The 24443-nt window shown below is 52.4% G+C and carries 18 protein-coding genes and 1 pseudogene; 10 read left to right on the forward strand and 9 right to left on the reverse strand.

Features of this window, described 5'->3' with window-relative positions; translation table 11 throughout:
- The first annotated feature begins 206 nt into the window (after positions 1-206).
- Positions 207-2273, forward strand: coding sequence for a bifunctional metallophosphatase/5'-nucleotidase (locus KNV97_RS08960; protein ID WP_218562920.1), 2067 nt, complete (start codon positions 207-209; stop codon positions 2271-2273).
- A gap of 230 nt (positions 2274-2503) precedes the next feature.
- Here KNV97_RS08960 and KNV97_RS08965 read toward each other — a convergent pair whose 3' ends face one another.
- The 5 genes from KNV97_RS08965 to KNV97_RS08985 form a co-directional block, all read right to left on the reverse strand.
- Positions 2504-3409, reverse strand: a complete 906-nt coding sequence (locus tag KNV97_RS08965) for a DMT family transporter (RefSeq protein ID WP_218562921.1) — start codon at positions 3407-3409, stop codon at positions 2504-2506.
- A 252-nt stretch (positions 3410-3661) separates the two neighbouring features.
- Complete coding sequence (locus tag KNV97_RS08970) at positions 3662-4141, reverse strand: LPXTG cell wall anchor domain-containing protein (RefSeq protein WP_136483064.1); 480 nt, start codon at positions 4139-4141, stop codon at positions 3662-3664.
- 536 nt (positions 4142-4677) lie between these two features.
- Positions 4678-5031, reverse strand: a complete 354-nt coding sequence (locus KNV97_RS08975) for a hypothetical protein (RefSeq protein ID WP_136483066.1) — start codon at positions 5029-5031, stop codon at positions 4678-4680.
- Positions 5032-5329: 298 nt separating this feature from the next.
- The gene (locus tag KNV97_RS08980) at positions 5330-5761 is read right to left on the reverse strand and encodes a DoxX family protein (protein WP_136483068.1); all 432 of its coding nucleotides are present in this window, start codon (positions 5759-5761) and stop codon (positions 5330-5332) included.
- Positions 5762-6112: 351 nt separating this feature from the next.
- Positions 6113-8032 carry a monovalent cation:proton antiporter-2 (CPA2) family protein gene (locus tag KNV97_RS08985; RefSeq protein WP_218562922.1) on the reverse strand — a complete coding sequence of 640 codons (1920 nt, stop codon included), beginning with the start codon at positions 8030-8032 and terminating at the stop codon, positions 6113-6115.
- Between the two features lie 318 nt (positions 8033-8350).
- Between KNV97_RS08985 and KNV97_RS08990 the strand changes: the two genes are divergently transcribed.
- Positions 8351-9541 carry a sugar transporter gene (locus KNV97_RS08990; RefSeq protein WP_136483072.1) on the forward strand — a complete coding sequence of 397 codons (1191 nt, stop codon included), beginning with the start codon at positions 8351-8353 and terminating at the stop codon, positions 9539-9541.
- Positions 9542-9929: 388 nt separating this feature from the next.
- On the opposite strand, the gene KNV97_RS08995 is transcribed toward KNV97_RS08990, so the two are convergent.
- The 4 genes from KNV97_RS08995 to KNV97_RS09010 form a co-directional block, all read right to left on the reverse strand.
- Positions 9930-10934: a LacI family DNA-binding transcriptional regulator gene (locus KNV97_RS08995; RefSeq protein ID WP_136483074.1), complete on the reverse strand. Its 1005-nt coding sequence runs from the start codon at positions 10932-10934 to the stop codon at positions 9930-9932.
- 105 nt (positions 10935-11039) lie between these two features.
- Entirely contained in the window at positions 11040-12476 is a 1437-nt protein-coding gene (locus KNV97_RS09000) for a 6-phospho-beta-glucosidase (RefSeq protein WP_218562923.1), read from the reverse strand.
- A 212-nt stretch (positions 12477-12688) separates the two neighbouring features.
- Complete coding sequence (locus KNV97_RS09005) at positions 12689-13585, reverse strand: response regulator transcription factor (protein ID WP_256612720.1); 897 nt, start codon at positions 13583-13585, stop codon at positions 12689-12691.
- Positions 13575-16946: an ATP-binding protein gene (locus KNV97_RS09010; protein WP_256612722.1), complete on the reverse strand. Its 3372-nt coding sequence runs from the start codon at positions 16944-16946 to the stop codon at positions 13575-13577. The genes KNV97_RS09005 and KNV97_RS09010 overlap by 11 nt, the downstream gene beginning before the upstream one ends.
- 421 nt (positions 16947-17367) lie before the next feature.
- On the opposite strand from KNV97_RS09010, the gene urtA reads away from it, so the two are divergent.
- The 8 genes and pseudogenes from urtA to KNV97_RS09050 all read left to right on the forward strand — a co-directional run bounded on the left by urtA (position 17368) and on the right by KNV97_RS09050 (position 24440).
- On the forward strand, positions 17368-18591 hold the full coding sequence (gene urtA, locus KNV97_RS09015) for an urea ABC transporter substrate-binding protein (protein ID WP_407701905.1): 1224 nt from the start codon (positions 17368-17370) through the stop codon (positions 18589-18591).
- An 862-nt stretch (positions 18592-19453) separates the two neighbouring features.
- Positions 19454-20332: pseudogene (gene urtB / locus KNV97_RS22250) on the forward strand (urea ABC transporter permease subunit UrtB); the annotation flags it as partial.
- 3 nt (positions 20333-20335) lie between these two features.
- The gene (gene urtC, locus KNV97_RS09025) at positions 20336-21418 is read left to right on the forward strand and encodes an urea ABC transporter permease subunit UrtC (RefSeq protein WP_136483084.1); all 1083 of its coding nucleotides are present in this window, start codon (positions 20336-20338) and stop codon (positions 21416-21418) included.
- Positions 21415-22245 (forward strand): urea ABC transporter ATP-binding protein UrtD, encoded by an 831-nt coding sequence (gene urtD / locus KNV97_RS09030; protein ID WP_218562926.1) that lies wholly within the window; start codon positions 21415-21417, stop codon positions 22243-22245. Before urtC ends, urtD begins: the two co-directional genes overlap by 4 nt.
- A 2-nt stretch (positions 22246-22247) precedes the next feature.
- Complete coding sequence (urtE, locus tag KNV97_RS09035; protein ID WP_136483088.1) at positions 22248-22943, forward strand: urea ABC transporter ATP-binding subunit UrtE; 696 nt, start codon at positions 22248-22250, stop codon at positions 22941-22943.
- 4 nt (positions 22944-22947) lie between these two features.
- On the forward strand, positions 22948-23811 hold the full coding sequence (locus KNV97_RS09040; protein ID WP_136483090.1) for an urease accessory protein UreD: 864 nt from the start codon (positions 22948-22950) through the stop codon (positions 23809-23811).
- Between the two features lie 11 nt (positions 23812-23822).
- On the forward strand, positions 23823-24125 hold the full coding sequence (gene ureA, locus KNV97_RS09045; RefSeq protein WP_136483092.1) for an urease subunit gamma: 303 nt from the start codon (positions 23823-23825) through the stop codon (positions 24123-24125).
- A 9-nt stretch (positions 24126-24134) separates the two neighbouring features.
- Positions 24135-24440 (forward strand): urease subunit beta, encoded by a 306-nt coding sequence (locus KNV97_RS09050; protein WP_136483094.1) that lies wholly within the window; start codon positions 24135-24137, stop codon positions 24438-24440.
- Positions 24441-24443 lie beyond the last annotated feature (3 nt).

Below are 24443 nucleotides of genomic sequence, written 5' to 3' on the forward strand. Positions count from 1 at the left end.
TTTTATTTATCAATAGCTTGGGTTGCTACCAACGATGTATGCGATTGCATGCATGGAATTGATGAATGAATAGGATCTTTCTTCCAAATATTACTGCAATTTCATATCACGTTCATGATTCGTTGCCAGTCTTGTGACTTGTTTCATCGTCGGTTTTTCGCGTATGGACACTCAATATCAACGTTAGACAGGTCTCGGAGACATAAATGAAAACCGCTAAGCTTAACAAACGCTTTTGGTCGCACTCTCTTGTGGCAAGTGCAATAGCGCTGGCACTGGTGGGCTGTAATGACAATGACAGCAATGATTCACAAGCCGCGTTTACCCTGCAGCTGCTGCATGTGTCAGATATGGACGGCTCGAATGCATTGGCCCTGGCGAATGCCGGTAATTTTGCCAGCAACGTCAGTTCACTGACCGCGCTCTATCCGCACAACACTTTGTTCCTCAGCTCGGGTGATAACTATATTCCCGGTTCACGCTATCAGGCCGGTGACAATGAGACGATGGCGGCGGTGAATGGGATCGGGGTTCCTGGTGTCGGACGCGCGGATATTGCCATGCTCAATGCCATGGGTCTGCAGGCTTCCGCGGTCGGAAACCATGATCTGGATGGCGGTACCGCTGAGTTCGCTGCTATTATTTCTGCCGAGACGGCCACCGGCTCTTACAGTATGGATTACCCGGGAGCCCGCTTCCCTTATCTGAGCAGTAACATGATCTTTGCTGATGACGCGAATACCGCGCCGCTGGTGGTTGCTGACGGGCAAGTCGCAGATGATGTTCCCAATAGTCTGACGTCAAGCACGGTGATCACTGTGAATGGTGAACGGATTGCTATCGTGGGCGCAACCACGCCAACCAATGAGGTGATTACCAGTACCGGTGATATCACGGTATTACCCGCGAATGATTCCACAACGGAGCTGGCGGCGTTAACTCAGGAAAAAGTCGATGCCCTGACCGCCAGCGGGATAAACAAAGTCATCGTACTGGCTCACATGCAGACAATGACGCTGGAGCAACAGTTGGCAACACTACTGAAGGATGTCGATATTATCGTCGCCGGTGGCTCCAATACCTTACTGGCTGACAGCAACGACCGTCTCTGGGCCGGTGACAGTGCGATTGGTACCTATCCATTGCTTTACAAAGATGCCGACGGCAAAGATGTTGCTGTAGTGAACGTCGATGGTGACTACAAGTATCTGGGGCGTTTGGTGGTTGGTTTTGATGAAAACGGTGATTTACTGACCGGGACTATCAACGCCGAGGAAAGCGGTGCCTATATCAGTGATGATGCTATGGTGAGTGAGCTGGGCGGCAGTAATAATGCAGAGGTTGATGCGATCGTCACGGCGGTCAACAATGTGATTGTTGCAGATGAAAGTAACATTCTCGGCCATACGACTGTGTATCTGAATGGCCGGCGTGCCGATGTACGCTCCAATGAAACTAACCTGGGCGATCTGACTGCCGATGCGAACTTGTGGTATGCCAAGTTAGAAGATGCCGGCGTACAGATTTCTATCAAAAATGGCGGCGGGATCCGCGCACCAATCGGTTACTCGGCTTATCCGGCAGGTTCGACCAATGCCGATGACCTGCAGTATTATCCACCTGCTGCTTATCCGGCGGCCGGTAAAGCAGAGGGCGATATTTCGCAGTATGATCTGCAGACTACGTTGGCCTTCAATAACGCCTTGGGTATTCTCGATGTGTCGGCGGCTGAGCTAAAGCAGATCCTCGAGCATACGGTGGCTGATATTGATCCGGATGATCCGACCGGCAACGCGGGTGGCCGTTTCCCGCAGATTGCTGGGATGCGTTTTAGTTTTGATCCGACCCAGCCAGCTTTGGATACGGGGGCCGGGGAGTCAGGCCAGCGCATTACCGAACTGGCGGTCGATACTACTGGCGATGGTGTGTACGATGATGTAGTGGTGTCTGCTGGTGTGATGCAGGGGGACAGCAGCCGCTCATTTAGCGTAGTAACCTTAAGCTATCTTGGTGAGGGGGGCGATGGCTATCCATTCCCTTGTACGCAAGCTGTTGACGGGCAGGGCAACAGCTATTGTCAGAACATGGACTATTTGCAAGATAACATGAGTGCTGATACTGGTTTGGCTGACTTTGCCACTACCGGTACTGAGCAGGATGCATTGGCTGAATATTTACTCACTCATTATCCAGACAGCGCGACCCCATACACCAGCGTGGATGCGGTTGAAGACAGCTCTGTCGTTGATACGAGAATTGTACGCATCAATTAATTCATTTAGCAGATTCCCGATTTTTCACTGGCCACCCATTAATTGGTGGCCTTTTTATTTTGTAAAAACAGAGGATTAATGGTGCGGCTTTATTAGCGTGCGACCTGGTTTGATTTTTTGTGTCTCAAAAACACTCTATTTTTAAATAAAGACGGAGTGAATATCAGGGGAAAAACCGCCTGGTGGTTGCCAGCACGGCTTCCTGAGCGCGGAACAAGTTCAAGGTCGGATTAGCTTCGCAGAATTCCGATGAATATCAGTGCCACTCCGGTCAACTGATACCAATGCAAACTCTCACCCAACAGGCCAATTGAGAGCAGAACACCAAACGCCGGGATGAGATGAATCGACAAACCAGCCTTGGCCGGTCCTAAACGCTCGACGCTGGCGGTATAAAGCAGGTAAGCCAGCACAGAGGGCACGATGCCTACATAGGCCAGAGCCAGCAGAGTGTGACTGTTCCAGATCGGGCTTGCACCTGAATACACTTCGGCAGCGTAAAATGGCATAACCACCAGCAGTCCGACAAACATCTGTACTGACATCAGCCCTAACCGGTTCATTTCTTTTGGCATTCTCTGGATCACCAGGGTATATACAGCCCAGCTGACCATCGCCAGGAAGACCACCAGATCACCATGATTAAAGCTCAGTGAGCGGAGGATCTGCCAGTCGCCACGGGTGAGAATCAGCAGCACTCCGCTAAACGACACTGCCATGCCCAGCCATTGTGAGCGCTTGAGGTGCAGTTTGAAAAACAGTGAACCGAACAGGCTGATGAGTAATGGAATGAAGGAGTTTAGGATCAGGGCGTTGCTGGCGGTTGTCGTTTGCAAGCCCACATAGATCAGTGAGTTAAATGCCGCCACGCCAGTGATCGAAGCGATCAGGATACGGTAGCGATATTGCCAGTACAGACGACACTCGCGACGTAATATAGCGTAAGTAAATGGCAGCAGCACCAGGCTGGCAATCACCCAGCGATCAAAGGAAAGCGTTAAAGGCGGAATATCACCACGCACAGAGCGTCCGACAATAAAATTACCGGCCCAGAATAGTGGCGGCAGTGCCAATAGGCAGAGAGTGGCCCAGAAGTTTCCTGAGGGGCTTTTGAGGCGTTGCACAAGGCTGGTCATACGTATTCTTTCGCTGACATTATGAATGACTGTGTTTCGAAAACGAAGATGTGGATGAGGCGCGCAGAGCGATGATAGACCCAGCGCGGCGATTATAGGATTGAAAGTAAGGCTTGCCAGGCGGAAATGCCACTGTTTATTGGATGCAGAGGTCAAAATGAGAGGTTGTCTGGAGCACAAGGGCTTGTCGTGCTGAAATAAAAACATAGCCCGCGAATGCGGGCTATTAAAACGGGAATCCGTCAGGAGAAATTAAACGCCGGCGCGTTTTAGCAGACCTGCCATCAGAGGTGAGCTGGATTTCACTTGTTTCGATTTATTCTGGAAGTTACGAGCCAGTTGAGTGTCATTGATGTTTTTCGCGATGTAAGCCATGGCGTGATAGAAGTCAGTGCCCGATTTTACTTTTGATTTATCGTTCATCGGCGCCAGCAACTGAACCATCTTAGTGCCGGTCATTTTGTTCTCAATCGCGTAGTTTTGCACTGAGTCCAGCAGCAGATCCAGATCAGCCATGGATTCTGCGCTCTCTACGCCTTGCTTTTGCATTTCTTTACGGTTGCGTTTGCGCAGTTGTTTGACAACAAAAGCAGGTTGGTTGATTTTTTTGTAACCGAAGTAGCCCGCGGCTAGGACCAGGACGATACCGCCGATGACATAACCCCAGATAGAGGAGCCAGTCGCTTCGGCAACAGGTTGGATAGAGTCAATGCTCGTCGTTAGGTCAGACATAATTATGGATCCTTTGAATGGTGCTTTGTTAATAAAGCTAAAACTAATCTGGCAGGGAATAAGGTGTATTGCGGTGAATCAAGAATTCATTAAAAGCACGTTTCTGCCTCATTCCCCATTTATTGGGCTTTTTATCCCTTAAAGCAAGGGGCGCTGGTCTATCGTTAATAGTTTTGTGTTTAATAAGTCGAGTAGATCACGCGAAGGCCACTATTTGAACATAAAACAGCTCTAATTTCGAACCAAATTTTCAACCGATTTAGCGCGCAACGCAATGAAATCAAGCATTCTGAGCCGATATGATGGTCATTGGTCCAACGCGGTAAAATTGAGTGAATCAGAGATTCAATAAATCAGCGAGTTAGCTTATTTATTTTTCGGCAGGCTAAAAATTGTGGCTGCAGGCGTGGAATGCGAGATAAATCAGCCGATGGCTGAACATGGACGATTGAAAGAATGGCTGGCCGCAGAAATAAAGAGCAAAAAGTAAAGGCCACCTGGGTGACCTTGATGAATCCTAGCCGATAAGATGATTGTTAGTGGTGGTGTCTGCCGCCTCTGTCTTCGTAGCGCCACTCTTCCTGGTAAATGACTTTTTCACGTTTTTTCCAGTGACCCTGACCATTTTTCCAGTGTTTATCGTGTTTCCACTTATTTTTACGCTGCCAGTGAGACGGATGTCTGTGATGGTCGTGATCTTCGTAAACGCGTACGGTTTCACGGTAAACACGTCTTGGGCGACAATCACCGGCACCGATACTCAGTCCGTCGACTTTAATGTTCAGACAGTCGGTTTCTACGCTGACTCCGCTCTGGCGTACAGCGACGTCGGCATGAGCCATACCCAACGGCATGACTGCCGCTCCAATTAGTAACCATTTATTAAACATAAGATGTCCTGCTTCGTCCCATCTGGTGCTATTAAAGATGGCAGGACTGTAGGGAGCAAGTCATCGCACGGCTTTATGACGTAAATCTGACCATAGCACAACCTGATGCTTTAATAGGCCGTATGCTGTGGGGTTAAGTCAGAATCGGGCAAGGAAAATCAATATGCAACCGAATGCGATGTGGCTCAGAAGAAGGGTACTTTTAGTGAGAGCGAAGGACTGAACAAGTCGTAAGAAGCGTGGGGATGAGCCGAGTTGCATGTTGCGGGCAAGCAAACCGCAACCGGCTCAGAGATACTCAGGCCGTCTGGCGGCGAGATTCCAGTGCATATTTGCCCGGACCAATCAGCATAATCGCCAGTGCCGCGAACAAATAAACCCCGATGCCTTCCGCTGCCCAGGCGCCGACTTTATTGACGGTAAACAGGTTGTCTGCATGCATCAACCAGATGACCATCAGGCTGGTGCCTACCCAGATGATGGCAGACAAGCGGGTAAACAATCCGATGATAATTAGGATCGGTACAATCACTTCTCCGAGGTAAACCCCGTAGGCGAAGAACGCCGGCAGGCCATGTTGCACAAATAACCCCTGAATAAATTCGGTACCGCCATAGATTTTGTGGATACCGTGCAGTAAAAACATAAATCCAAAGCTGACACGAAGAATGAGTTTGCCGAGGTCGTCTTTGTCTAACAGTGAATCCAGCCAATTAACCAGTGCTTGCATAGTGATATCCCCAGTGATTTTTTTCTAACTTAGCATCAGCCGAAAGTCTTGTTGGCTAACAGACCTTGTTGATGATCGTCAATTTTTTCGAATAACTTTGTTGATATGTATCAAACTGAATTATTCCCTTTTATGCACCAGCAGAAATCAGTTCTGCTATCGGTTGATTTAAGTGATTCAGTGCACAGAAATAGTCGTGAGCCGGACAGGTCGCACGGCCCTATCCGTCGGGAGCACAGGCAGGATGCGGAACGTCGGTGTGCTTAATTGTGAGTGAGTCGACATTCCGTTTTGGGTACTGAATCTCAAAAAACTCAGCCGGCAGAGTGAGCTGGTCAGGAAAGCAGCAAACTAGCCCATGTTACGCCGGTTTTCTTTGGCTTCCATCCTGGCGCCGCGATCAAACTCATGAGTACTGTCAGCACTTTCAAACGCCATTTCTTCTTTGAGGCGCTGCTCCAGTTCGATAAACAGTTTAATGTAGTTATTGTCCACGCGCTCTTTGCCCTGGGCCTCACTTAACCAGGCTTGATACAATCCATCTGAATGACTGGCTTCGACTTTTTTGTACACCTTCTTCTGCTGTTCAACCAGATAGGGATGAAAGCCCAGCGCTTTCATGGCCGAAGCGCCGACTTCCAGTGCGGAATGGTAGGTTTCTGATACCGCCAAATCAACGCCGGCCTGACGCAGGCGGTAACCGTGGCCACGGTCAAACGCCCGTGCCAACACTTTGACGTGCGGGTAGGCATGTTTGACATATTTAACCAGTTCGACGCTGCTCTCCTGATTATCAATCGCCACCACTAACATGGTGGCTTCTTCGATTCCCGCTGTGTGTAGCAGGCCCGGGCGGGTCGCATCACCAAAATAGGCGGGGGTATTAATTTGACGCAAGTTGTCTATCTGTGACGCCTGGTGGTCAAGGACCACGGTTTTCACCCCGTTGGCAACCAGAAGACGGTTGACTATCTGACCGAAGCGGCCGCTGCCGGCAATAATGACGGTGCCGTGTTCGTCGATGACATCAGCTTCACGTTGCGGATTGGTTTGCTGTTCAAAGCGCGGCATGATGACTTTATCAAATAAGATAAACAGCCCCGGTGTCAGGAACATAGACAAGGTCACCACCAGCGACAAGACCTGAGCCATTTCGGTAGGCAATACGTGGCGCTGCTCGGTAAAGCTCAGCAGCACAAAACCAAATTCACCGGCCTGCGCCAGGCTGAGGGTGAACAGCCAGCGATTGCTGCCACGAATGCGGAAGATGACCGCCAGCAGATACAGCACAACGGCTTTAAGCAACATGATGGCCAGAGTGGCACCCATGATGACGACAAAGTGACTGAACAGCAGGTCGAACTTAATCCCTGCACCGACCGTAATAAAGAATAACCCGAGCAGCAGGCCTTTAAGTGGTTCAATGTTGGCTTCCAGTTCATGACGAAATTCACTGTTGGCCAGCACGACGCCAGCGAGGAAGGTGCCCAGCGCCGGGGAAAGACCGACCAGGTTCATTAATATCGCAATACCAATCACCAGCATCAGTGCGGTCGCCGTGAAAATTTCGCGCACACCGGCGTTAGCGACAAAACGAAACAGCGGCCGGCTCAGGTAGTGACCTCCGACAACGACAATCGCGATGGCGGCGGTAATGATTAATCCATATGCCCAGCCGGGTAAGTGAGTCATCACTAGCAACTCTTCCGCATGCTGAGCCGCTGTGCTGGCGGCGTTTTGTGCCTGTTCAACCAGCTCCGGCAATGCGAGCAGAGGAATAAAGGCCAGCATCGGGATCACGGCAATGTCTTGGAACAGCAACACAGAAAATGCATTCTGACCACCCTCGGTACGATTGAGGCGTTTTTCGGTGAAGGTCTGCAGCACAATCGCAGTCGAAGAGAGCGACAAAATCAGACCAATGGTCAGTGCGATGGTGTAGGGAATATCAAACAGCAGGCAGCCTGCCATCGTCGCAAGGGCCGTCAACCCAACCTGTAAGCCGCCCAGTCCCAGTAACCGGTGACGCATCGCCCACAAGCGTTGCGGTTCCAGTTCCAGCCCCACCAGAAACAGCATCATTACCACGCCAAATTCGGCAAAATGCTGAATAGCCTGGGTTTCATCACCCACCAAGCCAACAATCGGGCCAATCACCACTCCGGCGATCAGGTAACCGAGCACGGAACCAAGCCCGAACCTTGTTGCCAGTGGAACAGCAATCACCGCTGCAATCAGATAGATAAAGGCCTGGATAAAATAACTTGTCATGCTGGGTGCCGGATTCCTTGTCGGTAAATGGGACTTGATTGTAACGGGCGAAATGCCGGATGACGCAGAGTGCCTGTATTAAGAGTACCTGTATCAATAGTTGTCTAAACCGCCGTGACTGGCAAATGATCTTTACTGTTTTTGTAACACATTGCCAGCTTGAGATCGCGCAGTGAATTCAAGTGATTATCGGTGGGCGGGAAATATGTCAGCAAAAGTTAGCAGTATAAAAATTGTTGTATAAAATCTTTCCTTATTGTGAACAAAAGTGAGACAATGGTCACTCTTTTGTCCTTCTAGTTAAACATCTGGTTGCGTATGACCCACACCGTTTCGGCGGCGAGCAAAAACTCGCGCCACAATCAATATTTGCGTGTCTTTGCTCTGGGCTTTAGTGCCTTTATTTTTAACACCACAGAATTCGTGCCGGTCGGTTTGCTGACTGATATTGCCCGCGATCTGAATGTGCCGGTGGCGTCGGCAGGTTGGATGCTGACCATCTATGCCTGGATTGTGGCTTCAATGTCATTACCTATGATGATGCTGACTAGCCGAATTGAGCGTAAGAAACTGCTGATTGGCGTATTTACCCTGTTTATCGTCAGCCACGGCTTTTCCGTTATTGCCTGGAACTTTGAAACCTTGGTTGCCAGCCGGATAGGAATTGCATTTGCGCACGCTGTTTTCTGGTCAATAACCGCGTCAATTGCGATTCGGGTCGCTCCTGCGGGTAAGAAAACGCTGGCTTTAAGTGTATTGGCGACGGGGACATCGCTGGCGATGGTGCTGGGGGTTCCTCTGGGACGGATTATCGGCCAATGGTTCGGCTGGCGGGTGACCTTTGCTGCTATCGGCATTGTGGCTTTGCTGATTCTGCTTGCTCTGGTGCGTTTATTGCCAGTGATGCCAAGCCTGTTCAGTGGTTCAATGAAGAAACTGCCTGAGCTGCTGCGTAATCCAAAACTGATGGGCTTGTACCTGTTCATCTTCCTGTTGTTCACGGCGCACTATTCCGCCTACAGCTACATTGAACCTTTCGTGAAACAGATCGGCCAGGTAAGTGAGAACTTTACCACCTTGTTACTACTGGTGTTTGGTGGTGCTGGTATTCTCGGCAGTATCATCTTTGGCTACTGGGGTGAGCGTGCTAACACCAAGTTATTGATGAGTAACACCTTCTTACTGCTGCTCTGTCTGGTTGTGCTGATGTGGTCAGTGGGCAACCTGTGGGGCATCAGTGCGCTGTTGGTGGTTTGGGGGACGGCGTTGATGGTCGCGTGCCTGGCAATGCAGGTTAAAGTGCTGAACATTGATACCCAGGCGTCGGACATGATTATGTCGATGTTCTCCGGCATTATTAACCTCGGCATCGGTGCTGGTGCCTTGATTGGCGCTAAAGTAATTCATTTCAGTTCGCTGGAAATGATTGGTTATGTCGGTGCTGTCTTTGCCTTGCTGGCTCTGGTGCTGATGGCAACGTTGCTGAAGAAGTTTCCGGCATTACGCTAAAAATACGCGCACGACAATAAAACCCAAGCCCGCCTAATCGGGTTTGTAAGGCAGCCATTTGGCTGCCTTTTTGTTGGCCAAATAAAGTTGTTGGCCAGATAACGTAAAGATTGCTTGCGCTAGGTAAAGGTTATTTGCCGGAGAAAGGGAGCTAGGCAGCTTCACTGTTTATATCTGGCAAATAAAAAAGGTTGTTTTGCAAATAAAGAAAAAGGCGCAAGCTAACTGGGCTTGTGCCTTTCAGGAGGAGATGTTGTCGGCGCTCTGGCTGTCATGTTGTCTTGGGGAGGCGAAAGCCAGAGCAGCGTACAATGTTAAGCTTAGCTATATATTTGCCAATAGCAATAATTATCATTTAAATCTGTTCAAGCACTTACAACATGAGGGGTCAGCTGCGGCTGCGGCTGGATTCACGCACCACCAGTTCACCACCATAAGTCTGATGCTGACTGTCAATCGGCTGCTTGTTGGCCAGGTTAATCGCCAGTTGCACTGCATCTTGGGTCAGTCGGGAAATCGGCAGTGAGACGGTAGAGAGGCTGGGAATGGCGTAAGCGGCCGCAGGTTCATTATCGATGCCGATAACGGAAATATCGTGCGGTACCTCAAGACCGTGATCGTGCAGGGCACGGATCGCGCCGATTGCCATGTCATCGTTACAGGCGAAAATGGCGGTGAAACTTACCTCATGTTCCAGTAAGAGCTGAGCTGCCTGGTAACCGCTGTCGAGTGTGTTTTCACCTTCTGCGACCCAGTTTTCCTGCGCAGGTAACTGGTTGGCTTGCAACATGTGCTGATAGACCCGGTAGCGACGGCGGCCGGTTTCACTGTTGAGTGGTGAGGTAATACAAGCAATATGCTGGTGGCCGAGCTCAATCAGATGCTGCATCGCCAGAGTGGCGAGCTGCGCCTGATCCAGACCAAAGCTGGAGATGCCCTCGTCGTTCAGCAGACGATTGATGATAATCAGTGGTACTTTGACGGACTGTTGCAGCTGTTTTAGTTGTGATTCACTCAGGTGACGGCTGTAAAGCATGATAGCGTCACAACGCTGATTGGCCAGAGTAAAAACGGCTTCACGTTCGCCATCTGCGGCGTCTTTGCTGTTAACGACCAGCAATTTCTTGCCAGCTTGCTGCGCGCCCTGTTCGGCATGATAGAGCACGCTGCCGAAATAGCTGCTCTGAAACTGAGGGAGTACCAGACCGATGGCGTTGGACGTATTGGTGGCTAAAGCCTGAGCCAGGGTATTGGGCTGGTAACCTAACTCTTCGATGGCAGCCATTACTGCATTGCGAGTGGCCTCTTTGACCAGTTGACTGCCATTGAGAACCCGGGAAACCGTTGCTTTTGAAACGCCAGCGGCCTTACATACGTCATTGATTGTTGCCATCACTGCTCCTTGATTACACTCACTGGACTGAGGTAATACTCAGGCCAGTGAGGATTTTAGCTAATTTCGCTAACTGATTGAAACAGTTATCTTCATTGGTGCGAATTACAGCTCTTCGCCATTGGTGCTAATCACATTCTGGTACCAGAAGAAACTCTTCTTCTTCGAACGGGCCAGGCTGCCGCTGCCGTCATCGTGACGGTCTACGTAGATGAATCCATAGCGTTTTTTATATTCACCGGTAGTGAAGGAAACACAGTCGATGCAGCCCCAAGGGGTGTAGCCCATCACTTCAACACCGTCATAACTGATGGCCTGTTTCACCGCGTTAATGTGCGCGCCAAGGTAGTCGATACGATAATCGTCATTGACTGAGCCGTCGGCTTCAACCTGATCGACCGCTCCCAGACCGTTTTCGACAATAAAAATCGGTTTTTGGTAGCGTTCATACAGCTCGGACAATGCAAAGCGCAGACCGTCCGGGTCAATCTGCCAGCTCCAGTCCGATGCCGGCAGATAAGGGTTAAGCTGGCTGCCTTCGAACAGAGAACTGCTTGAGCCTTCTTCATCCTTTTGCGCGGATACGATGTTGGTCATGTAGTAGCTGATAGCCAGGTAATCGGCACAACCGGCACGCAGAATCTCATCATCACCAGGCTGCATCTCGACATTGATACCTTTGCGTTGCCATTCTTTCAGCAGGTAGCTTGGGTAGTAGCCGCGCACCTGAACATCACTGAACAGGTATTTTTCACGCATCATGTCCTGTGCCAGCAGAACATCTTGCGGACGACAGGTTGCCGGGTAAAGTGGCATCATGTGGATCATGCTACCGATTTGGAAGTCGGGATTGATCTCGTGGCCAAGTTTGACCACTTTGGCGCTGGCCAGGAACTGGTGGTGCAGTACCTGATACAGGGCTTGTTCTGGATTTTCGTGCTCGGCGTAGATCATGCCTGAGTTACAGTACCCCCAGATTGGCAGTTTCCAGTTACGCTGGTTGTTGATCTCGTTAAAGGTGATCCAGTATTTCACCTTGTGTTTATAACGCTCCATCACGGTCTGGCTGAACTTGACAAAGAAATCCATCACCTGACGGTTCATCCAGCTGCCATATTGCTTCACCAGATGGTTTGGCATCTCAAAGTGAGACAGCGTGATGACCGGTTCAATGCCATATTTTAGCAGTTCATCGAACAGGTCATCATAAAACTGCAGACCGGCTTCGTTCGGTGCCGCTTCGTCACCATTCGGGAAAATACGCGTCCAGGCAATCGAGGTACGAAAACATTTGAAACCCATTTCAGCAAACAAGGCTACATCTTGTTTGTAGTGGCCGTAGAAATCGACCGCTTCGTGGTTAGGGTAGAACTGACCGGCTTCTACGCTATCGGTAATCACACGTGGCACTTCATGCGCGCCGCGGGTCAGAACATCTACCACGCTGACGCCCTTACCATTCTGGTTCCAGCCGCCCTCGACCTGATGCGCCGCTACCGCGCCGCCCCATAAGAAATCTTTAGGAAAACCCTGCTGAGACATTCTTCACCTCTTTGCTATCGTCATTTTTGTCCGGTTTGCCCTTTGGGGCGATGGACTCATAGTAGATCATTGTCCGCCATTCTAGATCAGATAAAGCAAAAGTGTAACCGGTTTCTGTAACCGGTTACAAAGTGGTGCCGCTAAACTTGGCGCCAGTGGAAAGCCCGGTTGAGGCCACAAAATGATGTTTCCTTAAATTTAACCCTTTTGGGTCAGGAGGCGTGGCCTTCAAGGACACGGATGCAGATACTGGCAGCGGCGGTGCGATTATCCACACTGAGTTTTTTGTACACTTGTTCGAGGTGTTTGTTGACGGTGCGCGGGCTCATGGAAAGAATTTGCGCTATCTCCCAGTTGGTCTTGCCAAAGGAGAGCCAGTAGGCGACTTCAGACTCGCGTCTGGTCAGTTGCAACGCATGTTGCAGATCCTGTTCATTGCCTTTTTGCTTGGGCTCAGAGAGGCGGATTAACCGGTGCAAGTTGTTATAGTCACCCGCATACTGCGCATCAAGCGGCGGGCTGAACTCATCCAATGTCAGGTGGGCAGGGCGCTGCTCATCGGCCAGCCAGGTTGCAATGCGCGGCTGAAGTTTGGCCCATACTGTGGCCACCTCCCCTTTGAGCTCGCTGATCAGCTGCTGGGCCTGCGGGGTGGCCCATTCGAGTTCACCTCTTTGATTGACGCAGAATATATACTGACCGGCGTAGTCGAGCGCAACTTGCGCTGACTGGGCCAGACGGGCGTTGTGGCTGTGAACGCGAATGCGGGCCAACACTTCATCCGGTACCACGGGTTTGGTAATGTAATCGACGCCACCGGATTCAAATCCGCGCAGCACGTGGGCTGAGTCATCCAGTCCGGTCATAAAAATGATCGGCGTGGCCGGCAGACGTTCTTTCAGCTTCTGACAGGTATCAAAGCCGTTCATCTCCGGCATGATGGCATCAAGCAGAATCACATCCGGCTGAATGCGCTCCACGATCGACAGGGCTTGCAGTCCGTTTAACGCCACCAATACCGTCAGCCCGGCCTGATTGAGGGTCGCGTTGAGCATACCCAGTGATTCCGGTGAGTCATCGACCACCAGGACAATTATGTTATTCGGCATGATGGTACTCATTGATCCACTCTTCCAGTTGCTGACTGATTTTGGCGAAATTGCATTGCTGCATCTGTTCTTCCATTCGACTGATAAAACTTTCCCCGGCGCTCTGTTGCTGTTTTATCTCTTCCAGCTTTTCACCAAATGCACTCATAAAGCCGATTTCGGCATAGTTTTTCAGTTTTTTCATCGTTTTCACGGATGGTAAACGCATGCTGTCGGGAGCGGATACGTCTGGTGACTGTGCCGTTTGGGAGTCGATCTGCCAGTCGATATCCAGCCACTGGCTCAGTTTACCCAGCAGTTGCGCCATCGACACCGGCTTGGTCAGATAGTCATTATGATGATGGTTTTTCTGGTGTCGCTCCAGTTCACGAATGTTGGCTGACAGCATCAGGATAGGCTGTTTGTAACCACTGTGGCGCAGATGACCGGCCAGTTGCCAGCCATCAACGTTGGGCATAAAGATGTCGAGCATAAATAAATCGACCGATTCGCTTTTTGCCAGCGTCAGTGCCGCCTGCGCGCCGTTGGCCTGCAGGACGTTAAATCCAAGCGGTGTTAACAGATTCGCGATTAACTGGCGCTGGTCATCAATGTCATCCACCACCAGAATCGTGCGGGTGCGGCCATGATAACCACAGATACGCTGATCGTAAATTTCCGGCTCCAGATCAGGGTTCGCAACACTCGACAGCATCAGGCGCAGGGTAAATGTACTGCCTTTGTCGACGTCACTCTGGCAGGTAATCTCACCGCCCATCAGTTCGGCCAGTGCATTGGAAATGGTCAGGCCAAGCCCCGTGCCGCTGATATCCATGGTATGCGGGGTGTGAATGCGTTCAAAGGGCTTAAAAATCAGCGCCTGATCGGCGGCTGAAATGCCGATGCCGGTGTCTTCGACAATAAAACGCGCCACCTGATTGCGATACATCACCTTAAACGTGACCGTGCCGCTGGCGGTGTATTTAATCGCATTGTTGAGCAGATTAATCAGGATTTGGCGCAGGCGCTGCTTGTCGGCGACGATAAACTCCGGCAGGTATTGCGACATAATGAATTCAAACTTGAGTCCTTTACGTGACGCCTGCAAATCGAAGATCTCTTTGATCTGGCTCAGCATCATACGCAGGCTGAACGCGTCACGGTGCAGCTCGAGCCGGCCTGCTTCGATTTTGGATATTTCCAGCAGACCTTCGAGTAAATCGGCCAGATGTTTACCGTTACGTTTCAGGATTTCGGCATAGCCGCGTTTTTTATGGTCGAGATCCTGATCATTGCTTAGCAGTTGGGCGTAGCCCAGTACCACATTGAGTGGGGTACGCAGTTCGTGGCTCAGACCAGCCAGATAACGACTTTTGGCCTGGTTAGCGTGCTCGGCCACCCGGCGGGCTTTCTCCAATTCACGTGACGTGTTTTCGTGGGCGCGGATTTCACGCAGCAGCAAATCGGCGTGATCCTGCAGCTCTGAAATCGCGCTGTGGCTGCCTTTACGCGCCAGCACCAGCAGCCAACTGATCACGCCCAGTGGGATCAGCAGCAGGACAAACGCTTTAATCAGCCCGTTGGCGATAGTGTTCATCTGGGTTTGTTCCAGCAGCGGCACCTGGGTGTAGGCCAGTAACAGGATGGCACCGATGACACTGGTCATAATGAACACCACCAGCAGAAACTGCCCCAGTGATGAGGCTTGGTCGTTGAGCCAGGCGCGCGGGAGCACTTTGGCCAGAGCGCCGGAAATTTGCGCCGAGAACGTCGCTTGCGGCCGGCAGGCATCGTGACAGCGGACATCGAGTGAACAGCACAGTGAGCAGATGGGGCCCTGATAGGCGGGGCAAAAGGCGATGTCTTCATGTTCAAATGAGTACTCGCACACCACACAGCGGTGTTCACCAACAGAAATCGGCCGCAGCGTGGCAGGCGTCGGAGCGAGATAATAGCGGCTGCGGGTCAGCAGGGCGATTAGGGGCACGGTCAGAAACGGCAGACCAAAGGCGATGTAAGAAGCGAACGCCTTGATGACGTCATTGCACAGATCAAGATGGGCACCGATGCCGACCAGAGACGCGATCAACATTGAACCGACACCGACCGGGTTGATGTCGTACAGTTTGGCGCGTTTGAACTCGATGATTTTCGGGCTCAGTCCCAGCGGCTTGTTGATCACCAGATCGGCGACGATACTGCCAATCCAGGCCAGCACTAATACCGAATAGATTTGCAGGGTTTTTTCCAGCATCTGATACACCCCGAGCTCCATCAGCAGCAGGGCAAACATGACGTTAAACACCATCCATACCACCCGGCCCGGATGACTGTGGGTCAGACGCGAGAAAAAATTCGACCAGGCCAGAGAGCCGGCATAAGCATTGGCGACATTGATTTTCAGCTGGGAGATGACCACGAAAATGCCCGCGGTCAGCAGCGCCAGCTTGGGGTTGTCGGTCACATAGGAAAAAACAGTCTGATACATGTGGGCCGGATCGCCGGCTAAATCAGCCGGTGTACCCGCTGACAGCGCCAGCCAGGCGAGAAAACTCCCCAGCACCAACTTAGCGGCTCCGAACAGCATCCAGCCCGGGCCGCCGAGCAGCATTGCCAGCCACCATTTGCCTTTGCCGCACTGCTCCTGCGGGGGCAAAAAGCGCAGAAAATCGACCTGTTCACCAATCTGGGCCACCACCGACAGCAGTACGGCCGATGCGGCGCCAAACAGCAGCCAGTCGAATCCACCGCCATTACCATCGACTCCGGCAAAAGAGAGCCAGCGTTCGATATCGGCGTCTGGGTGGGTGAAGACATAAAACAGCGGCACCACCTGCATCAGCAACCATAATGGCTGCGACCACATCTGGAAGCGGCCAATGTGAGTGATGCCCAGGATCACCAGAGGAATGACGATGACAGCACTGACGATATAGCCGATGTAGAGCGGAATGCCGAACAGCAGTTCCAGCGCCATTGACATGATGGCCGCTTCCAGCGCAAAGAAAATAAAGGTGAATGAGGCATAAATCAGTGACGCTATGGTCGAACCGATATAGCCGAAACCAGCGCCGCGACTGAGCAGGTCGATATCGACACCGTATCTCGCTGCATAATAACAAATGGGGATTCCGGTTACGATGACCAGTAAAGCGACAGCGCCAATAGCCCAAAGCGAATTGACCACGCCATAGTTGAGTGTGATAGCGCCGCCAAGCGCTTCCAGTACCAGAAACGAAACAATTCCAAGTGCCGTATTGGCAATCCAGCCAGCGGACCATTTCCGCGCTCGTTTGGCGGTAAAACGCAGTGCGAAATCTTCCAACATCTCGTTGGCAACCAGTTTGTTGTATTGACGCCTTGCCCTGAGGACTTTATGCATTTGATCTGACTTGCTATTCCGTGTTTCTGCTGCCGGCTCTTCCTGAGCCGGTTGATGACACCGGGCCGGCGAAATCTTTGGGTCAGCCAGCACTATAAGAGTGTCTGACAAGCTTGAGTGCATGATCACCTGAAAATCATCATCAACTTAAGACCATCCAAAAAAACGCGCGCCCGGATGCAAGCGCACAGTATAGCGTGAAAGCGGATTGCCGCTATGCGTCATTTGACGTAGGTGTGATGCACGAACTGCGCATATTCATAAAAACGTGATTCATCAATACTGTGCACAGTCGCCCGGTTTATGCCAGGAAGTCGTAACCGGAGCGTGATGACCAAAACCGAAACGGACGCAAAGGAAACAAAACATGAAAAGGAAAGTTCTCGCCAGTGCTGTACTGGCTGCTTCATTGTTGACCAGTATGCAGGCGTTAGCGGAAGAGACGATTAAAGTCGGTATTCTGCACTCGCTCTCCGGCACCATGGCAATCAGCGAAACCACTTTGAAAGACACTATGCTGATGCTGATTGATGAACAGAACAAACAGGGCGGCTTATTGGGTAAAAAGCTGGAGCCTGTGGTCGTCGACCCGGCGTCTAACTGGCCGTTATTTGCCGAAAAGGCGCGCGAACTGATATCAAAAGATAAGGTCTCTGCGGTGTTTGGTTGCTGGACTTCGGTCTCGCGCAAATCTGTTCTGCCAGTGTTTGAAGAGCTCAACAGTCTGCTGTTTTATCCGGTTCAGTATGAGGGTGAAGAGTCATCGAAAAACGTGTTCTATACTGGCGCGGCGCCAAATCAGCAGGCGATACCTGCGGTGGATTACCTGATGGATCAGGGCGTACAACGCTGGGTACTGGCGGGGACTGACTACGTCTACCCGCGTACCACCAACAAAATTCTCGAAGCCTACCTGAAATCCAAAGGTGTCGCTGCAGCGGACATCATGATCAACTACACCCCGTTTGGCCACTCTGACTGGCAGTCGATCGTCTCGGATATTAAGAAATTTGGTGCAGCCGGTAAGAAAACCGCCGTGGTATCGACCATCAATGGCGACGCGAATGTCCCGTTCTACAAAGAACTGGCTAATCAGGGTGTGAAAGCGGAAGACATTCCTGTGGTGGCGTTTTCTGTCGGCGAAGAAGAGCTGTCCGGTATGGATACCAAACCACTGGTTGGCCACCTGGCTGCCTGGAACTATTTCATGAGTGTTGAGTCGGACGCCAACGACGAGTTCATCGAAGAGTGGCACAAGTTTGTGAAAGACGACGAGCGCGTCACCAATGACCCGATGGAAGCGCACTATATCGGTTTCAAAATGTGGGTCGAAGCGGTTAAGAAAGCTGGCACCACGGATCCCTCTGCAGTCGAGGATGCCATGATTGGTATCACGGTGCCGAACCTGTCTGGTGGTTACTCGGCGATGATGCCGAATCACCACATCACCAAACCGGTCCTGATTGGCGAGATCCAGGATGACGGTCAGTTCCAGACGGTATGGAAAACGTCCGGACTGGTGGCCGGCGATGCGTGGTCTGATTACCTGCCGGGCTCTAAAGACCTGATCTCGGACTGGCGTCAGCCGCTGTCGTGCGGCAACTACAACGTCAAGACCGGCAAATGCTCGGGTCAGAATTTCTGATCCCGGGCGGGCAATCCGTGGCGCTGCATGCCACGGATTGCTGCAATAAGTGACGGGCGTTAACGATTGACGCTAACGCCCCAAATTTGCGCTTCATGGATGAACCCCTATGTTAAGCATTAAAAAATCTCGTCTGGTGTCGATGATTTTTATTCTGGTTGGTCTGTTAATGACAACCCGGATTTATGCCGCTGAGCCGGCCTCTTTTCAGCAAGGTCTGGATGCGCTGGCACAAAATACCTTCGAGCAGGTGGAAAGCGGCGTCGGACTGATTGCCCAAAGCGGCGATGAGCGTGCCGACCAGGTTCTTAATCTGCTGCTCAACGGCGATTTGTATGTACAGAAAAAAACCGATGTCCTGGTAACTGTGCGTGATAAGCAGGGCAGTAAATCAGACATCGTGGCGTTGTTTGCGCCGCAACAAGCGCAGGCTGAAACGGTCAGCTCGCGCTCAATCCGCAAAATCGTGATCAATAACCAGTTGCGCGGCCTGCTGCGCTCTGAACTGGCGTCGCTCAATCTCAGCCATCGCGACCCTGATGTGCGCGCTGAGGCGATAAAGCAACTGCTCGGCACGTTAGACGCCGGGATGTATCAGCGCCTGCAGCAGCGTTTGACGGTGGAAGGTGATGATACAGTGCAGGAGCTGCTAAGCGTTGCGCTGGCTATCTACGATCTAAAAAACAGCAGTGACAGCGCGCGACAAAGCGCGGCAATCAGCACGCTGGGTGACAGTTACCAGCCGCAAGCACGTATCGCTCTCAACAGCTTTGTCGCCGGACCGCATTCTGATGTCTTACTCAGTGAAGCTAACAAGGCGCTCGGTATGATCGCCCAACGCGCTTCGCTCGCGGAGATGTCGGAGACACTGTTCTTTGGTCTCAGCCTTGGCTCGGTACTGGTGCTGTCCGCGATTGGTCTGGCCATTACTTTTGGGGTGATGGGTGTCATCAACATGGCGCACGGTGAACTAATGATGCTTGGCGCTTACACCACTTATGTGGTGCAGACACTGATGCCGGATCACATCGGCTGGTCTCTGGTTGTTTCCATACCTTTGGCATTTTTAGTTGCCGGTGCAGTCGGTATTTTAATTGAACGCAGCGTGATTCGTTTCTTGTACGGCCGCCCGCTGGAAACGCTGCTTGCCACGTTCGGCATCAGTTTGATCCTGCAGCAGACCGTGCGCACCATTTTCTCACCGCTTAACCGTTCGGTTGCCACCCCGGAATGGATGCAGGGTGTGATTGAAATTAACCCGCTGCTTAGCCTGACGTTAAACCGGCTTTATATCATCGGCTTTTGCCTGGCGGTATTTGCGCTGCTGTTTATGGCGCTGCGCTATACCCGGCTCGGGATTGAAGTGCGTGCCGTGTCGCAGAACCGCAGTATGGCGCGCGCCATGGGGGTTCGCTCCGACTGGGTGGACGCCATGACCTTCGGCCTTGGCTCTGGTATTGCCGGTATTGCCGGCGTGGCGCTGAGCCAGTTGACCAACGTTGGACCGAATCTCGGTCAGTCGTACATTATTGATTCATTCATGGTGGTGGTGTTTGGCGGAGTCGGCAATCTGTGGGGCACGCTGGTGGCCGGTATGTCGCTGGGTATTGTCAACAAGGTGCTGGAACCCTGGGCTGGTGCCGTGCTGGCTAAGATCCTGGTTCTGGTGTTCATCATTCTCTTTATTCAGAAAAAGCCCCGGGGATTGTTTCCTCAGAAAGGGCGCTCGGCGGAGGGTTAAAGGATGTTACAACCCAAATTGTTTGACCGTTCAACCCAGACGTTTCTTCTGGTGCTGGTGGTGGCGGTGGCACTGATTCCGCTGCTTAATCTGGCCACTGGCGCAGACAGTGCGCTGCATGTTTCGACCTATACCCTGACCCTGATGGGCAAATATCTGACTTATGCCCTGCTGGCGGTGGCGGTCGATCTGGTGTGGGGATATCTCGGTATTCTCAGCCTTGGTCATGCCGCGTTTTTTGCTCTCGGCGGTTATGCGATGGGCATGTATCTGATGCGTCAGGTCGGCGATCGCGGCGTATACGGCAACCCGGAACTGCCGGATTTTATGGTATTCCTCAACTGGCAGGAGCTGCCGTGGTTCTGGCACGGGTTTGACCAGTTCTGGTTTGCTGCACTGATGATTGTGCTGGTTCCGGGCGCACTGGCGTTTGTGTTCGGCTGGCTGGCGTTCCGTTCCCGGGTGACCGGTGTGTATCTGTCGATTATTACCCAGGCGCTGACTTATGCGCTGATGCTGGCGTTTTTCCGCAACGAAATGGGCTTTGGCGGCAATAACGGTCTGACCGATTTTAAAGATATCCTCGGATTTGACCTGCAGTCGGATGCAACCCGGGTCGGCTTATTTGTCGCCTCCGGTATCGCGCTCGGACTGGGGTATCTGGCGTGCCGGATGATTGTGGTCAGCCGTCTTGGCCGGGTGGCTATGGCGGTAAGGGATGCTGAATCACGTACCCGTTTTACCGGCTATAAAGTGGAATATTTCAAGCTGGCGATTTTCTGTTTCTCCGCCATGCTGGCCGGGATTGCCGGTGCACTGTATGTGCCGCAGGTCGGCATCATCAACCCTTCAGAATTCTCGCCGCTTAACTCGATTGAACTGGTGGTGTGGGTGGCACTCGGAGGCCGCGCCACGTTGTATGGTGCCGTGGTCGGTGCTCTGGCGGTTAACTATGCCAAAAGCTATTTCACCGCAGTCCTGCCGGAAGTGTGGCTGTTCAGTCTCGGTGCTATGTTCGTGCTGGTGACACTGTTTCTGCCGCGTGGCGTGGTTGGGTTGATCAATCTGAAGGAGAAACAGGCATGAGTGTACTCAATTTCGCCCGACAATTGACCGACCGTGAGCACGTCTACGACTTTATGCTGCCGAGCGTTAACCCGATGCTCAATGTGGATAAAGGGGTATTGCTCTATCTGGAAGGCATCAGCGTCAGCTTTGATGGTTTTAAAGCAATCAATGATCTCAATCTGTACATCAAACAGGGTGAACTGCGCTGCATCATCGGCCCTAACGGGGCGGGTAAAACCACCATGATGGACATCATCACCGGCAAGACTCGACCGGATTGCGGCAGCGCCTGGTTCGGCCAGAACATCAACCTGCTGACCATGAGTGAGCCTGAAATCGCTCAGGCCGGCATCGGACGTAAGTTTCAGAAACCGACAGTGTTCGAGTTCCAGAGCGTGTTCCACAATCTGGAACTGGCGATGGCGGGCGACAAAACCGTGTGGTCGACCCTGACCGCGCGTCTGAGCAGCAGCCAGATTGATTTTATTGATCACGTGCTGGGCCAGATTGGTCTGACTGAGCAACGTTTTCAGCTGGCGGGTGCCTTGTCGCACGGACAGAAACAGTGGCTGGAGATCGGCATGTTACTGATGCAAAACCCCAAGTTACTGCTGGTGGATGAACCGGTGGCGGGCATGACGCATCAGGAGATGGATAAAACCGGTGAACTGCTGACCTCGCTGGCGGGTGAACGAACGGTGATCCTGGTTGAACATGATATGGATTTTGTCCGTTCACTGGCACGGCAAGTGACCGTGTTGCATCAGGGCAGCGTGCTGGCGGAAGGCAGTATGGAGCAAGTTCAGGCCAACCCGCAGGTGGTTGAAGTCTATTTGGGAGAATAAGGATGTTACAGGTTAAAGGACTCAACCAGTTTTACGGCCAGAGCCATACGCTGTGGGATCTCGATCTTGATGTGACAGAAGGGCAGTGCACTTGCCTGATGGGGCGCAACGGCGTGGGCAAAACCACCCTGCTGCAGAGCATCATGGGCCTGCTGCCGGTCAAAAGCGGTCAGATTGACTATCTCGGTCAGAATATTGTCCCGCTGGCGGCGGAAAAGCGCGCGCCGCTCGGTATTGGCTATGTGCCGCAGGGACGGCAGATATTTCCGCTGCTGACAGTGGAAGAGAACCTGCGCATCGGGCTGCCGGTGCGCGCTGACCGCGCCAAACAGGTGCCGGAATTTATCTATGAACTGTTTCCGGTGCTGAAAGAGATGTTACACCGTCGCGGCGGCGATTTATCCGGTGGTCAGCAACAGCAGCTGGCGATTGGCCGGGCGCTGGTGATTAATCCCAAGCTGCTGATCCTCGATGAGCCGACCGAGGGTATTCAGCCCAATGTGGTGGCGGAAATCGGTGACATTATCCGCCGCCTCAATCAGGACATCGGCCTGACGGTGTTGCTGGTGGAACAGAAACTGCCGTTTGCGCGCAAAGTGGCGGACCGGTTCTGTATTCTCGATCGTGGCCGTCAGGTGGCAAGCGGTGAGATGGCCGCGCTTGATGACAAGCTGGTCAAACAGTACCTGACGGTGTAGGGCGATGGGCGAACTCTCTTTTCTCAATTTATCCCAGCAGGCCGAGCGTCACTGGCCGGCCTATCTTGCCCTAGGTTTTGACCGGACGGAGGGCCAGACCCGGCTGCGCCATATGGAATTTCGCGGTCCGCTGCGGGTACAGCGGCCATTTTATCCCGAACAGGGGTTGTGTCATGTTTACCTGCTGCACCCTCCGGGCGGGCTGGTATCTGGCGATGATCTGACGATTCAGATCCGCTGTCAGCCTGACAGTGAAGCGCTGCTGACCACTCCGTCGGCCGGTAAGATTTACCGGGCTGACAGTCAGGGCGTGGTGCAAAAGCAGCTGGTCGAAATCGAGGTGGAACAGGCTTGCTGTGAGTGGCTGCCGATGGAAACCATCGTGTTTGACGGTGCGCACGGCAAACTGGAGACCACGGTCAACCTGCTTGGCGATGCTCGTTTTATCGGCATGGATGTGTTTTGTCTTGGCCGGCCGAAAAGTCAGTTGCCGTTTGTCTCCGGCAGTATCGAGCAGCGCTTTGCGGTGTATCACCAGGGGCGGCCTTTGTTGCTTGAGCGTCAGTATCTGGCCGCCGATGACCCACTGCTGCAGGCCAGCAGCGGTTACGCCGGTCATCTGGTCTCCGGCATGCTGGTGGCTTTCGGGCTCAAGGATGTTGATGCCGTACTCGAACGGTTGCGAGAGGCGTTTCCGGCCGGCGCCAACGCGACATTAAGTATCACCTACCGGCTCGATGTGCTGGTGGTGCGTTATCTCGGTGACTGCAGCGAACAGGCCCAGCAGCAGCTCAGACGCTGCTGGCAGCTGATCCGCCCGGCCCTGCTCGGGCGCGAGGCCTGCATTCCCCGTATCTGGAATACCTGAAGGAGAACACAATGGAACTGTCACCCAGAGATAAGGATAAATTGCTGCTGTTTACCGCGGCGCTGGTGGCTGAGCGTCGTCTGGCGCGCGGCATCAAACTCAATTATCCCGAAGCGGCGGCCTATATTTCCGCTGCGATTATGGAAGGTGCGCGTGATGGTAAAACCGTGGCGCAACTGATGAGCGAAGGGCGTCATCTGCTGAGTAAAAATGATGTGATGGATGGTATCGCCGAGCTGCTGGATGAAGTGCAGGTTGAGGCTACGTTTCCGGACGGAACCAAGCTGGTTACCGTTCACAACCCGATTCAGTAGGAGACGGTGATGAAACCAGGTGAGTACTTACTTCGACCCGACACGCTCGATTTAAATGTCGGGCGGCGCACGGTGACGTTATCCGTGGTCAATCACGGCGACCGGCCGATTCAGGTTGGTAGTCATTACCATTTTTATGAAACCAACCCGGCGCTCGATTTTGACCGCGAGCTGGCGCGCGGCATGCGCCTCAATATCGCCGCGGGCACGGCAGTACGGTTTGAACCGGGCCAGAATCGCAGCATTGAACTGGTTGAGCTGGCCGGTGAACAGACACTGTATGGCTTTCGCGCGGCAGTGATGGGCAAATTGTAAAGG

This window comes from Vibrio ostreae, from assembly GCF_019226825.1.
GTDB classification, from domain to species: domain Bacteria; phylum Pseudomonadota; class Gammaproteobacteria; order Enterobacterales; family Vibrionaceae; genus Vibrio; species Vibrio ostreae.

Excerpts from the sequence above, each read along its gene's own strand:
- KNV97_RS08960 (WP_218562920.1), top strand. The coding sequence starts at position 207 with ATGAAAACCGCTAAGCTTAACAAACGCTTTTGGTCGCACTCTCTTGTG.
- KNV97_RS08965 (WP_218562921.1), bottom strand. The coding sequence starts at position 3,409 with ATGACCAGCCTTGTGCAACGCCTCAAAAGCCCCTCAGGAAACTTCTGG.
- KNV97_RS08970 (WP_136483064.1), bottom strand. The coding sequence starts at position 4,141 with ATGTCTGACCTAACGACGAGCATTGACTCTATCCAACCTGTTGCCGAA.
- KNV97_RS08975 (WP_136483066.1), bottom strand. The coding sequence starts at position 5,031 with ATGTTTAATAAATGGTTACTAATTGGAGCGGCAGTCATGCCGTTGGGT.
- KNV97_RS08980 (WP_136483068.1), bottom strand. The coding sequence starts at position 5,761 with ATGCAAGCACTGGTTAATTGGCTGGATTCACTGTTAGACAAAGACGAC.
- KNV97_RS08985 (WP_218562922.1), bottom strand. The coding sequence starts at position 8,032 with ATGACAAGTTATTTTATCCAGGCCTTTATCTATCTGATTGCAGCGGTG.
- KNV97_RS08990 (WP_136483072.1), top strand. The coding sequence starts at position 8,351 with ATGACCCACACCGTTTCGGCGGCGAGCAAAAACTCGCGCCACAATCAA.
- KNV97_RS08995 (WP_136483074.1), bottom strand. The coding sequence starts at position 10,934 with ATGGCAACAATCAATGACGTATGTAAGGCCGCTGGCGTTTCAAAAGCA.
- KNV97_RS09000 (WP_218562923.1), bottom strand. The coding sequence starts at position 12,476 with ATGTCTCAGCAGGGTTTTCCTAAAGATTTCTTATGGGGCGGCGCGGTA.
- KNV97_RS09005 (WP_256612720.1), bottom strand. The coding sequence starts at position 13,585 with ATGCCGAATAACATAATTGTCCTGGTGGTCGATGACTCACCGGAATCA.
- KNV97_RS09010 (WP_256612722.1), bottom strand. The coding sequence starts at position 16,946 with ATGCATAAAGTCCTCAGGGCAAGGCGTCAATACAACAAACTGGTTGCC.
- urtA (WP_407701905.1), top strand. The coding sequence starts at position 17,368 with ATGCAGGCGTTAGCGGAAGAGACGATTAAAGTCGGTATTCTGCACTCG.
- urtC (WP_136483084.1), top strand. The coding sequence starts at position 20,336 with ATGTTACAACCCAAATTGTTTGACCGTTCAACCCAGACGTTTCTTCTG.
- urtD (WP_218562926.1), top strand. The coding sequence starts at position 21,415 with ATGAGTGTACTCAATTTCGCCCGACAATTGACCGACCGTGAGCACGTC.
- urtE (WP_136483088.1), top strand. The coding sequence starts at position 22,248 with ATGTTACAGGTTAAAGGACTCAACCAGTTTTACGGCCAGAGCCATACG.
- KNV97_RS09040 (WP_136483090.1), top strand. The coding sequence starts at position 22,948 with ATGGGCGAACTCTCTTTTCTCAATTTATCCCAGCAGGCCGAGCGTCAC.
- ureA (WP_136483092.1), top strand. The coding sequence starts at position 23,823 with ATGGAACTGTCACCCAGAGATAAGGATAAATTGCTGCTGTTTACCGCG.
- KNV97_RS09050 (WP_136483094.1), top strand. The coding sequence starts at position 24,135 with ATGAAACCAGGTGAGTACTTACTTCGACCCGACACGCTCGATTTAAAT.